The 12,459-nt window shown below is 67.9% G+C and carries 12 protein-coding genes; all 12 read left to right on the top strand.

The genetic code is table 11. The features are described from left to right. The first annotated feature begins 2 nt into the window (after window positions 1-2). The 12 genes from AC5RUK_RS11155 (at window position 3) to AC5RUK_RS11100 (ending at window position 12,440) form a co-directional block, all read left to right on the top strand. Window positions 3-500: a DUF3180 domain-containing protein gene (locus AC5RUK_RS11155; RefSeq protein WP_494106961.1), complete on the top strand. Its 498-nt coding sequence runs from the start codon at window positions 3-5 to the stop codon at window positions 498-500. Then, the gene (locus tag AC5RUK_RS11150) at window positions 493-1,005 is read left to right on the top strand and encodes a PH domain-containing protein (RefSeq protein WP_494106960.1); all 513 of its coding nucleotides are present in this window, start codon (window positions 493-495) and stop codon (window positions 1,003-1,005) included. Before AC5RUK_RS11155 ends, AC5RUK_RS11150 begins: the two co-directional genes overlap by 8 nt. Continuing rightward, entirely contained in the window at window positions 1,002-2,645 is a 1,644-nt protein-coding gene (locus AC5RUK_RS11145) for a PH domain-containing protein (RefSeq protein WP_494106959.1), read from the top strand. Before AC5RUK_RS11150 ends, AC5RUK_RS11145 begins: the two co-directional genes overlap by 4 nt. Next, complete coding sequence (locus AC5RUK_RS11140; RefSeq protein ID WP_493988470.1) at window positions 2,629-3,546, top strand: Rossmann-like and DUF2520 domain-containing protein; 918 nt, start codon at window positions 2,629-2,631, stop codon at window positions 3,544-3,546. The genes AC5RUK_RS11145 and AC5RUK_RS11140 overlap by 17 nt, the downstream gene beginning before the upstream one ends. Continuing rightward, on the top strand, window positions 3,543-4,448 hold the full coding sequence (gene panC / locus AC5RUK_RS11135; protein ID WP_494106958.1) for a pantoate--beta-alanine ligase: 906 nt from the start codon (window positions 3,543-3,545) through the stop codon (window positions 4,446-4,448). The genes AC5RUK_RS11140 and panC overlap by 4 nt, the downstream gene beginning before the upstream one ends. 66 nt (window positions 4,449-4,514) lie before the next feature. Continuing rightward, entirely contained in the window at window positions 4,515-6,032 is a 1,518-nt protein-coding gene (gene lysS / locus AC5RUK_RS11130; protein WP_494152209.1) for a lysine--tRNA ligase, read from the top strand. Between the two features lie 2 nt (window positions 6,033-6,034). Beyond that, window positions 6,035-6,193, top strand: a complete 159-nt coding sequence (locus AC5RUK_RS11125; RefSeq protein ID WP_493978318.1) for a hypothetical protein — start codon at window positions 6,035-6,037, stop codon at window positions 6,191-6,193. A 221-nt stretch (window positions 6,194-6,414) separates the two neighbouring features. Further along, on the top strand, window positions 6,415-6,747 hold the full coding sequence (locus tag AC5RUK_RS11120; protein WP_493978319.1) for a histone-like nucleoid-structuring protein Lsr2: 333 nt from the start codon (window positions 6,415-6,417) through the stop codon (window positions 6,745-6,747). A 163-nt stretch (window positions 6,748-6,910) separates the two neighbouring features. Then, window positions 6,911-9,409: an ATP-dependent Clp protease ATP-binding subunit gene (locus AC5RUK_RS11115; RefSeq protein WP_494106956.1), complete on the top strand. Its 2,499-nt coding sequence runs from the start codon at window positions 6,911-6,913 to the stop codon at window positions 9,407-9,409. Window positions 9,410-9,575: 166 nt separating this feature from the next. Continuing rightward, window positions 9,576-11,669, top strand: coding sequence for a S9 family peptidase (locus tag AC5RUK_RS11110; protein WP_494107302.1), 2,094 nt, complete (start codon window positions 9,576-9,578; stop codon window positions 11,667-11,669). Window positions 11,670-11,678: 9 nt separating this feature from the next. Beyond that, window positions 11,679-12,188 carry an amino-acid N-acetyltransferase gene (locus AC5RUK_RS11105; RefSeq protein WP_493988474.1) on the top strand — a complete coding sequence of 170 codons (510 nt, stop codon included), beginning with the start codon at window positions 11,679-11,681 and terminating at the stop codon, window positions 12,186-12,188. Between the two features lie 99 nt (window positions 12,189-12,287). Beyond that, entirely contained in the window at window positions 12,288-12,440 is a 153-nt protein-coding gene (locus AC5RUK_RS11100) for a hypothetical protein (protein WP_493988475.1), read from the top strand. Window positions 12,441-12,459 lie beyond the last annotated feature (19 nt).

Raw genomic sequence — 12,459 nt, 5'->3', positions numbered from 1 at the left:
TCGTGAGGACCATCAGATACCGCTGGCTGGCGACCATCGCCGTCGTCACCGCCGTGCTGGGATGGCTGGGGAACCTGGTCGCCGCGCGCGGCGGGCTGCCGGTGCCCGTCCTGCATCTCTCCTCGCTGGTGACGATGGCCGCCATCGCCGTTTTCACCCTGGTGCTCGGCCTTAAGGTGCGCCGCTGGCGCAACGGCAAACGGGACAAGGAGCTGAATCCGGTACTCGCGGCCCGCACGCTCGTGTTGGCGCAGGCCTGCGCCTATGCCGGGTCGCTGATCTTCGGATGGCACACCGGCATCATGGTGGACCAGCTCATGCTGCTGCTGTACCGGCCGGGCCTCGGGGCGCTCCCGGCCGTGCTGGCTATGATGGGCGGTGGCTTGGCCATGGTGGTGATCGGGCTGGCGGTGGAGCGTTTCTGCAAGCTTCCGCCCGAGGACACCGAAGCGGCCAAGGACAACGGTACCGAGGCCCAAGGCGAGGGGGAGTATGCCTAGCGAAGCGATCGATCCGGCCGGCATCAGCTGGATCCGGGTCTCGCCCAAGTACGTCACCGTGAGGCTGGTCAGCTGGGCCGTTTTCACGCTAGTTGTCGTTGCCCTTCTTTCCACCCCGCTCGTCCTGGTGCTGACCGGCTTCTGGCCCGGATTCCCGGCGTGGCTCGGCTGGCTGCTGAGCCTGGGCACGCTCGCGCTCTGCGTCTGGGCCGGGCTCTTGATTCCCCGCCAGGTCAGGGCCATCGGATATGCCGAACGCGATGAGGACCTGCTGATCAGGCGCGGACTGTTTTTCCAGCGCGTCATGGTGGTTCCCTACGGCCGGATGCAGTACGTGGATGTTGGCGTGGGACCGCTCGAGCGGGCCTTCGGCCTGTGCTCGGTGAAGCTGCACACTGCCAGCCCGCAGACCAACGCCGGCATTCCGGGAGTACCGGCGGCTGAAGGAGCCCGGCTGCGCGAACAACTTTCCGACCGCGGGCAGGCAAGGCTGGCCGGGCTATGACCGTCCCCGGCAGCAACGGGCAGGCCCCGCTGCCCGGGCAGGGGCCGGATGCGCCCGGCGAAGTGGTGCCGGCCTCCCAAGGGGTGCCCCTGACACCGGACGCCGCCGGCACCTGGCACCGGGTGCACCCCATCTCGCCGCTGGTCCGCGGCTGGATAGCGCTGGCGGCGATCGCCTACTTCTTCGGCCGGGACTGGTTCGAGGCCATGTTCCGCGGGGACGAGTTCTGGGGACTGAGCGGGGGCCGCGCCGTCTGGACCGTGCTGATCATGGTTGTGATCGCCGTGCTGCTGGTGGGTGGGTTCTTCCTGTCTTGGTGGTTCACCCGGTACCAGGTCACCGATGACCATGTCCGCGTAAACTCCGGCGTCCTGTTCCGCCAGCACCGTCAGGCGCGGCTGGACCGGGTGCAGGCGATCGACGTCATCCAACCGCTGCTGGCACGGATTTTCGGCTTGGCCGAATTGAAGTTCGAAGTGGCCGACGCCGGCGAATCGGCCGTGCGCCTGGCCTACCTGCCGCTGGCGTCGGCGCAGCAGCTGCGCGCCACCATCCTGGCCCGGGCCGCCGGCTTGCGCAGCGATCCCGGCCACCCGCAGGAAGCCGTGGCCGAAGCCCCCGAACAGCAGATCCTGGCCATCCCGGGCGGCCGCATCCTCGGCGCCGCGCTGCTTTCCGGAACCACGGTGTTCCTGCTCATCATGCTCATCGCGGCCGGGCTCTCGACCTTTGTATTCGACGCCGCGTTCGGCCCGGCCTTCCTGGTCCCCGCGGCGTTCGGCGTGGTGGCCGGCTACTGGTCCACCTTCAGCACCGGCTACAACTTCCGCGCAGCCATCTCCCCGGACGGCATCCGGCTCCGCTACGGCCTGCTGGAGACCCGGGCGCAGACCGTCCCGCCCGGCCGCGTGCAGGCAGTGGAAATCATGCAGTCCCCGCTGTGGCGCTTCAAGGGCTGGTACCGGATGCGCGTGAACGTGGCCGGCTACGGCCTCAGCGCTGAGAACGCGGGCGCCCGCACCACTTTGCTGCCGGTGGGCACGCAGCAGGAAGTCATGCAAATGCTGGCCCTGGTGCTCCCCGACCCGGGCACCGAGGACCCGTTCACCGTCTTCGGGGCGGGCCTGGACGGGATCGCGGCCAGGGACCCGGACGACGCCGGTGCCTCCGACGGTGGATTCGTCACCTCGCCGCGGCGGGTGCGTTGGCTGTCCTGGCTGACCTGGCGGCGCAACGGCTTCGCCGTCACCGGGACCGCCTTGCTGGCCCGCAGCGGCCGGCTCTGGCGCAGCCTCTCGGTGGTGCCGCACGAGCGGACCCAGTCCATCGCGCTGCACCAGGGCCCGCTGGCCCGCCGCCTGCGCGTGGCGGACCTGCGCCTGCACACGACCGCCGGGCCGGTCACGCCGGTGATTTACCAGGTCGACGCCGACACCGCCCGCCGGCTCTTCGACGAGCAGTCGGTCCGGGCCGCCGCGGCCAGGCGCCGCAGTGTGCCGGAGCGCTGGCTGGAAGCCCGGGGAGCCGGGCCAGGTCAGGTACCGGAGGCGGCCGAAGGGCGCCAGGACGGCGACCGCGGGCCGGCGCGGCAGGACGAACCACAGCGGGAGAGGGAGGGCCGAGATGGCGGGCAGGAGTAGGCCCGGGCGGTTGGGCATCGGCGTGATCGGCGCCGGCAAGGTCGGTGCCGTCCTCGGTGCCGCGCTGCGCGGAGTGGGGCACGCCGTGGTCGGGGTGTCCGCGGTGTCCGAGGACAGCCGGGAACGGGCCGAGAACCTGCTGCCCGGCGTTCCGGTGCTGCAGATTCCGGAAATCGTGGAACGGGCCGAACTGGTGCTGCTGGCGGTACCGGACGATGCGCTGCCGGAGCTGGTGGACGGCTTGGCCGCGGCCGGGGTTTGGCAGCCGGGCCAGCTTGTGGTGCACACCTCCGGACGCTACGGCACCGCCGTGCTTGCGCCGGCACGGGCGAAGGGCGCCATCCCGCTGGCCATCCACCCGGCCATGACGTTCACGGGCATGAGCCTGGACCTCGCCCGGCTCAATGACTGCAGCTTCGGGGTGACTGCCGAGGCCACGGTGCTGCCGATCGCCCAGGCGCTGGTCGTGGAGATGGGCGGCGAACCGGTGGTCATCGCCGAGAAGGACCGTACGCTCTACCACGCCGCCCTGGCGCACGCCTCGAACCACCTGGTGACCATCGCAGCCCAGTCGGCGCAACTGCTGGCGGAAGCCGGCGTGGAGCAACCCGACCGCGTGCTCAGTGCGCTGATGCGGGCTTCCCTGGAGAACGCGCTGGCCTCCGGGGAAGCGGCCCTGACCGGACCGGTGGCCCGCGGCGACGCCGGCACCGTCCGCAGCCACCACGAAGCCTTGCTGCGCCGCGAAGTGGATTCGGGCGGCACCGACATCCGGCTGGCCTACGAGGAACTGGCCCGCGCAACGGCCCAGCGCGCCCTCCGGCGGGGCCTGCTGAAAGAGGCCCGCGCAACCGAGATTTTGGACATCCTGGCCCAGTCCCGTTCGGAGGAGAACCCGTGACCACCCGCCCCCGCCTCGTGAAGACCCACGCCGAACTGGAGGACGCCACGGCCGGCCTGCTGGCGGGAGCCGGGGCCGCCGGGCGGCCCTCGCTGGGACTGGTACCGACCATGGGAGCGCTGCACGCCGGCCACGCCGCGCTGGTGCGCGCCGCGCGGCAGGCGTGCGACGTCGTCGTGGTTTCCGTGTTCGTGAATCCGCTGCAATTCGGCGAGCAGGAGGACCTGGACCGCTACCCGCGCACGCTGGAGGCCGACCTGGACCTGCTGGCGGCGTGCGGGGCAGACGTGGTGTTTGCGCCCGCCCTGGAAGAGGTCTACCCGGACGGCGAGCCGCTGGTCAGGATCTCCGCCGGCGCGCTCGGTGCGAAGTTCGAGGGCGCCTCCCGCCCGGGCCACTTCGACGGCGCCCTCACCGTGGTGGCCAAGCTGCTCCACTACGGGCTGCCCGCGGCGGCCGGTGCAGCCGACTACCGCGCCTACTTCGGCCAGAAGGACGCGCAGCAGCTCGTGTTGGTCAAGCGCATGGTGGCCGACCTGAACTTCCCGGTGGACATTGTGGGTGTGCCCACGGTGCGCGACGACGACGGGCTGGCACTCTCCAGCCGCAACCGTTTCCTGAACGAGGCCGAGCGGGAAGCGGCGCTGGTGCTTTCCCGCAGCCTGGCCTACCTGCGCGGACAGGCCGACCGGCACGAGCCGCTGGACGTGGACGGCGCGTTGGCCATGATCGGGTCGGTCCCGCTCATCCAGCTGGACTATCTGGAAGTGGTGGATCCCCGGACGCTCGAGCCGCTGGCCTTTAACTGCAGGGAAACCCCCTTCACCGGCGAGGCCCTGGTGCTGGTGGCCGCGAAGGTCGGTCCGGTGCGGCTGATCGACAACGCGCAGCTCGGCTACTGAAAGCCCCGGGACGAAGCCCCGGGACGTTTGGCTGGCCCGGCCCCGGTACCGGTACCCTTAACTACCGTGACCCGCGATAATTCCCCCACCCCACATCCCGCAGCCGAGGCTGCCGACGCCTCCGAGCAGATGCATGTGCGCATGGCCAAGCGCGCCAAACTCCTGGAGCGCGGCGTCGAGGCCTACCCGGTGGGCGTGGACCGGACGCATACGCTGGCCGACGTGCGTGAAAAGTACGGCCACATCGAGGCAGACGAGACCACCGGCGACATCGTCGGAGTGTCCGGGCGCGTGGTCTTCATCCGCAACACCGGCAAGCTCTGCTTCGCGACCCTGCAGGAAGGCAACGGGGTGCGCCTGCAGGCGATGTTGAGCCTGGCGAACATCGGCGAGGAAGCGCTCGCGGACTGGAAGGCGCTGGTGGACCTGGGCGACCACGTGTTCATCCGCGGCGAAGTCATCAGCTCCAAGCGCGGCGAACTGTCCGTGATGGCCGATACCTGGCAGATGGCCTCCAAGGCGTTGCGACCGCTGCCCGTGCTGCATGCCGGCCTCAATGAGGAGACCCGAGTGCGCCAGCGCTACGTGGACCTCATGGTGCGCGAGGAAGCACGCCGGATGGTTTACACCCGTGCTGCCGTCATCCGCTCCATCCGGGAGACCCTGCACTCCCACGGCTACGTGGAAGTGGAGACCCCCATGCTGCAACTGGTCCACGGAGGCGCGACGGCCCGTCCCTTCGAGACACACCTGAATGCCTTCGACCAGGACATGACCCTGCGTATTGCCACGGAGCTTTACCTCAAGCGCGCGGTGGTCGGCGGCATTGACCGGGTCTTCGAGATCGGCCGGATTTTCCGCAATGAAGGCGTTGACTCCACCCACAGTCCCGAATTCACCACGCTGGAAAGCTACGAGGCGTATGCCGACCAGTTCGTCATGGGGGAGCGCATGAAGGAAATGATCCTGAATGTGGCCGACACCATAGGCACGCGGGTGATTGAAACCCCGCAGGGCACCATCGACCTGAATGGGGAATGGCGCTGGCTGGGCGTCTATCCCGGTTTGTCCGAAGCGGTGGGCCGGGAAATCACCCCGCAGACCGGCGGCGAGGTGCTGCGCGAAATTGCCGAACAGCACGGCGTGAAGATCGACCCGAAGTGGGACACCCAGAAGGTAGTCGTGGAACTGTTCGGCGAAATCGTCGAGCCGACGCTGCTGCAGCCGACCTTCGTTTACGATTACCCGCCGGCAGCGCAGCCGCTCGCGCGCAACCACCGGGACAATCCGGAGCTGATTGAGGCCTGGGACCTGATCATCGGCGGAATGGAACGCGGGACCGCGTTCTCGGAGCTGATTGATCCGGTGATTCAGCGCGAACGCCTGACCGAGCAGTCGCGAATGGCGGCGGCAGGAGACGAGGAAGCAATGCAGCTGGACGAAGACTTCCTGCGTGCCCTCGAATACGGGGCGCCGCCGATGGGCGGAATCGGACTGGGCATCGACCGATTGGTGATGCTTTTCACCCAGGTGGGAATCCGCGAAACGATTCTGTTCCCGCTGCTGAAGCCGGAGCTGGGCTGAGCATGGAATATCTGTGGGTACTTGCGCCGTCGCTGGGTGTCGGGCTTTTGTTCTATTTCGTGATGAAAGCCATATTCAACGCGGACCGGAAAGAACGCGAAGCGCTGGCCGAGGCCGAGCGCGAAGCCGAAAGGCGCGCGGCCGAAGGCCGCGAGGAATAGGGGCAGGCCCCGGGCAAGCATCAATTGTCCGGGGTTTTTCCTTTAATCACATTCGCCCGCGGCATACCGGCATTTCCCTCATAGTCAAACCCGATATGCTTCATGCCGGATTGCAGGCTGACCGAATCCGGCTGTATTGCCTTGAAATGGAGTGTGGGACATAATAAGTATGGTTCGGATTATTCCGGACATATTGAAACACCCACCCAAAGGAGCCTTCTGTGGCGCAAGAAGTAAAAATCATTCTGGTTGATGATCTGGATGGTGGCTCGGCCGATGAAACGGTCCGGTTCAGCCTGGATTCCAGCAGCTACGAAATTGATCTTTCTTCATCGCATGCCGAGGCGCTTCGCGACGCGCTCAAGCCGTACATTTCTTCCGGCCGGAAGATTCCTGCTCGGGGCTCCAAGGCCGCCAAGCCGGCCGGCGGCACACGCAACCAGGACGCCTCGGCGATCCGCGCGTGGGCACGGGAGAACGGTTACAACGTTAGCGATCGCGGACGTGTGCAATCCGAAATCATCGAGGCCTACAAGGCCGCCCACGGGGGATAACGGGCGGCCCGTTCCACACGGGCAGATCGATCGGCGGGGCGGACAGGCAACTGTCCGCCCCGTTTGCCGTCCTGTGGGGGGCATTACCCCTAGGGCGAACAGGCCGCACAACGGCCATCCGGCCACGTAGCATCAAAGTACGCAGTAGCTAGGAGTGTGCGAGATGTTTGAGAGATTTACCGACCGTGCCCGTCGCGTTGTCGTGCTGGCTCAAGAAGAAGCCCGCATGCTCAACCACAACTACATCGGCACCGAACACATCCTCCTCGGATTGATCCACGAGGGTGAGGGCGTTGCCGCCAAAGCACTGGAGTTCCTCGGCGTCTCGCTGAATGGCGTTCGTGAGCAGGTCCAGGAGATCATCGGCCAGGGCCAGCAGGCTCCGAGCGGCCACATTCCGTTCACGCCGCGCGCCAAGAAGGTGTTGGAGCTGTCGCTGCGCGAGGCACTTCAGCTTGGCCACAACTACATCGGTACCGAGCACATCCTGCTGGGCCTGATCCGCGAAGGCGAAGGCGTGGCCACCCAGGTGCTGGTCAAGCTGGGCGCCGACCTCAACCGCGTGCGCCAGCAGGTCATCCAGCTGCTCTCCGGTTACCAGGGCAAGGAGCCGGTCACCGCCGGCCAGCAGCAGGAGGGCACTCCTGCCGGATCGGTGGTACTGGACCAGTTCGGCCGGAACCTCACACAGGCTGCGCGTGAATCCAAGCTCGACCCGGTGATCGGGCGCGAGCACGAGATGGAACGCGTCATGCAGGTGCTCTCCCGCCGCACCAAGAACAACCCCGTGTTGATCGGCGAGCCCGGCGTCGGCAAAACCGCCGTCGTGGAGGGCCTGGCCCAGGCAATTGTCCGTGGCGACGTGCCGGAGACCATCAAGGACAAGCAGCTCTACACGCTGGACCTGGGATCCCTGGTGGCCGGTTCCCGCTACCGCGGCGACTTCGAGGAGCGGCTGAAGAAGGTCCTGAAGGAAATCCGGACCCGTGGCGACATCATCCTGTTCATCGATGAGATCCACACCCTGGTGGGTGCGGGTGCCGCCGAGGGCGCGATCGACGCAGCCTCCATCCTGAAGCCGATGCTGGCACGTGGCGAACTCCAGACCATCGGTGCCACCACCCTGGACGAGTACCGCAAGCACATCGAGAAGGACGCCGCGCTGGAGCGCCGGTTCCAGCCGATCCAGGTGGAAGAGCCGTCCGTGGAGCACGCCGTGCTGATCCTCAAGGGACTGCGGGACCGCTACGAGGCGCACCACCGTGTGTCCATCACCGACGGTGCCCTCGATGCCGCCGCGCACCTGGCCCACCGGTACATCTCCGACCGCTTCCTGCCGGACAAGGCAATCGACCTGATCGACGAGGCCGGGGCACGGCTGCGCATCCGCCGGATGACCGCACCGCCGGAGCTCAAGGACATCGACGAGCGCATTGCCGAGCTGAAGAAGCAGAAGGAATCGGCCATCGATGCCCAGGACTTCGAAGGCGCTGCCACGCTGCGGGACAAGGAAGGCAGGCTGCAGGACGAGCGGGCCGAGAAGGAACGCGCCTGGAAGTCCGGCGACCTGGACGAGATCGCCGAAGTGGACGAAGACCTGGTCGCAGAAGTGCTGGCCAACTCCACCGGCATTCCCGTGTTCAAGCTGACCGAGGAAGAGTCCAGCCGCCTGATGCACATGGAGGCCGAGCTGCACAAGCGCGTGATCGGCCAGGACGAGGCGATCAAGGCCATCTCGCAGGCGATCCGCCGTACCCGTGCCGGCCTGAAGGACCCCAACCGTCCCTCCGGCTCGTTCATCTTCGCCGGCCCCACCGGCGTCGGCAAGACCGAGCTCGCCAAGGCCCTGGCGGAATTCCTCTTCGGCGAGGAAGACGCGCTGATCACCTTGGACATGTCCGAGTACTCGGAGAAGCACACGGTCTCGCGGCTGTTCGGTGCCCCTCCGGGCTACGTGGGCTACGAGGAAGGCGGTCAGCTGACCGAGAAGGTCCGCCGCCGCCCGTTCTCCGTGGTGCTCTTCGACGAGGTGGAGAAGGCACACGCGGACCTGTTCAACTCGTTGCTGCAGATCCTCGAGGACGGCCGCCTGACGGACAGCCAGGGACGCGTGGTGGACTTCAAGAACACCGTGATCATCATGACCACCAACCTTGGCACCCGCGACATCTCCAAGGGCGTCATGACCGGTTTCCAGTCCGGCACGGACACCAAGACCGGGTACGAGCGGATGCGGGCCCGGGTCCAGGATGAGCTCAAGCAGCACTTCCGGCCCGAGTTCCTCAACCGCGTTGACGACACGGTGGTCTTCCCGCAGCTGAGCGAGGAAGAGATCGTCCAGATCGTGGATCTGTTCGTCGAGCGCCTGCGGAAGCGGCTCGCGGAGAAGAACCTCAAGATCGACCTGACCGACGCGGCCAAGGTGCTGCTGGCCACCCGCGGCTACGATCCCACGATGGGTGCCCGGCCGCTGCGCCGGACCATCCAGCGGGAGATCGAGGACCAGCTCTCCGAGAAGATCCTCTTCGGCGAGTTCCACCCGGGCGAGACCATCCACGTGGACGTCGAGGGCGAAGACGACGCGGCGACGTTCGTCTTCAGCAGCACCGGAGCACCCAAGGCAATCGAGGGAGTCCCGGACACCCCGGCACTGTCCCAGTAGCCTGCACTGCACTGCGCAGGGAGAACCCCGGCTTCGGCCGGGGTTCTCCCGTTTAACCGGACGGGCCGCATCGCGTAGCAAAGCCGCGAATTGCCCCCGCCTTCTGTGATCGGGAACACAAGTAGTGTTTACTGAATCCATGCGTTCTGAAGCAGTTACTTCCGAAATGCGGCCCGAGCTGCCCACCCAGCAGGCCGCCGCCACCCCGTTCCACGACCTCGACCGCTTCATCGCGATGCCGCGGCTGGGGTCCCTGGCCCTCAGCCCGGACGGCAACCGGCTGGTCACCTGCGTCAGCGTGCTGAACCCTGCCTCCACCGAATACGTTTCCGCCCTCTGGGAGGTCGATCCGGGCGGTGAGCGCCCGGCACGCCGGATCACCCGCAGCTCCAAGGGCGAGTCCGGGGCGGCTTTTGCCCGCAACGGCGACCTCTACTTCACGTCCGCCCGGCCCGATCCCGAGGAGTCGGCTGAGGAACCGGTCCCGGCCCTGTGGCGCCTGCCGGCCGCCGGAGGCGAAGGCCGCATGGTTCTGTCCCGCCCCGGCGGAGTCGCCGCGGTGCGCTGCGCGCGGGACGCTGACACCGTGGTGGTCGACGCCCAGGTCCTGGGCGGGGCCGCCGACGAAGAGGACGACGCGAACCGCCGCGCCGCGCGGAAAGACAAGAAAGTCTCGGCGATCCTGCATTCCGGGTACCCGGTGCGCTTCTGGGACCACGACCTGGGTCCGGGGCAAAAGCGGCACTTCGTGCTCGAGGGCAACGCGGAGGAGGCAGCCCGAACCTTCACGGTGGACGACGAGCTTAAAGGCCGGCTGCGCAACATCACCGGCTGGGCGGGAACCGCCTTGCTGGAAACCGCCGCCGAGCTGAGCCCGGACGGCGCCACCCTGGTGGTCAATGTCCGCCGGCCGCAGGCGCGGGGCGACGCCCGGAGCGTGCTCGCCGCCGTCGACACAGCCACCGGCGTCCAGCGGATCCTGCTGGAGAGCCCGGACACCGACTACGCGCCGGGCCCGGTCAGCCCCGACAACCGCACCGTGGTGGTGGCCTGCGAGTCCGTCTCCGGGCCCGAGACCATTCCTTCCGTCACCCTGGGACTGCTCCCGCTGGCCGGCGGTGAGTTGCGTCCGCTGGCCGCCGACTGGGACCGCTGGCCCAGCCCCGCGGCCTGGCTGCCCGACGGTTCGGCCCTGCTGGTCACCGCCGATGACGGCGGCCGCACGCCGGTGTTCCGCATCGACGTCGCGACGGGCGCCGTGCGCAAGGTGACGCACGACGACGCGGCCTACACCGACGTCGTGGTCAGCCCGGACGGGCAGTTCGCCTACGCGCTGCGCAGCTCCTACCTGTTTCCGCCCGAGCCGGTGCGCATCGACCTGTCCTCCGGCGAGGCCACGGTCCTGCCGTCGCCCGCGCCCCGCCCGGAGCTGGGCGGGAGGCTGGAAGAGATTACGACGACGGTGGGCGCCGGGGGCGCAGACATCGCGGTGCGTGCCTGGCTGGCCCTGCCCGCCGATGCATCCGCGCAGAAGCCGGCGCCGCTGGTGCTGTGGGTGCACGGCGGCCCGCTCGGCTCGTGGAACGCGTGGAGCTGGCGCTGGTGCCCCTGGCTGCTGGTGGCGCAGGGTTACGCGGTCCTGCTGCCGGACCCGGCCCTGTCCACCGGCTACGGCGACGACTTCATCCGGCGGGGCTGGGGGCAGTGGGGGCAGGCACCCTTTGAGGACCTGATGGCCATCACCGACGCCGCCGTGCAGCGGGAGGACATCGACGGGACGCGGACGGCCGCGATGGGCGGTTCCTTCGGCGGCTACATGGCCAACTGGATCGCCGGGCACACCGACCGTTTCCGGGCCATCGTGACGCACGCCAGCCTCTGGGCGCTGGACCAGTTCGGGCCGACGACGGATGTTTCCCCGTACTGGCAGCGGGAGATGACGCCGGAGATGGCCCTTGAAAACTCCCCGCACCTGCACGTGCAGAACATCAACACCCCCATGCTGGTGGTGCACGGCGACAAGGACTACCGGGTGCCGATCGGAGAGGGGCTGCGGCTCTGGTACGAACTGTTGTCGCGCTCGCAGCGGGCCGCCGGAGCGGACGGGAAGACCCCGCACCGGTTCCTGTACTTCCCGGACGAGAACCACTGGGTGCTCTCGCCGCAGCATGCTCGGATCTGGTATTCGGTGGTCTGCAACTTCCTCGCCCGGCACGTGCTGGACCAGGAGAGCGAACTGCCGGCCGAACTGGGGCTTTAGACTGACTGGGTGACCGACGCCTTCAGTATCCGCCCCGCCCGCACCTCCGATGTCGTCCAGATCCGCCGGCTGGTCAAGCCGTTGGCCGACAAACGGGTGCTGCTGGAGAAGGAGGCGGTGGCGTACTTCGAAGGCATCCAGGAGTTCCGGGTCGCGGAGACGCCGGCGGGTGAAATCGTGGGCTGCGGCGCCGTGCACGTCATGTGGGAGGACATCGCCGAGGTGCGCACGCTGGCCACTGCAGCGCACTGGCGCGGCAGGGGAGTGGGCCGGGCCCTGCTCGACGAGCTGATCGCCGCTGCCAAAGACCTGGGCGTCAGCCGCGTGTTCTGCCTCACCTTCGAGGTCGACTTCTTCACCCGGCACGGTTTCGAGGTGATGGCCGACCAGTCGGTGGTGGACCCGGAGGTGTATTCCGAATTGCTGCGTTCCACGGACGAAGGCGTGGCAGAGTTCCTCGACCTGGCCCGGGTCAAGCCCAATACCTTGGGCAACACCCGGATGATCCGCAGGCTTTGATCGGCAGTCCGTCGACACGTTCCGCTCCGGCCGCCTAGGGTGGAGGCGTTGGGGAGGGAACAGCCGGCCCCCCGCGCCGGCGCGACGGTAAGGATGACCATGGGTGTGGGAGATATCCTCGGCGGCGACAACGCAGAGCAGCAGGACGGCTCCGCCAAACTGCAGGGAGACAAGCTGGACGGCCTCAAGGACAAGGCCGGCGACGTCGTCGACGACCATCAGGAGCAGCACAGCGACGGCGACGACCAGTAGGCGGGGACTAGCAGCCGCC

The sequence above is a fragment of the Arthrobacter sp. Y3223065 genome, from assembly GCF_059090885.1.
This window is presented reverse-complemented; position numbering and strand designations above follow the sequence as displayed.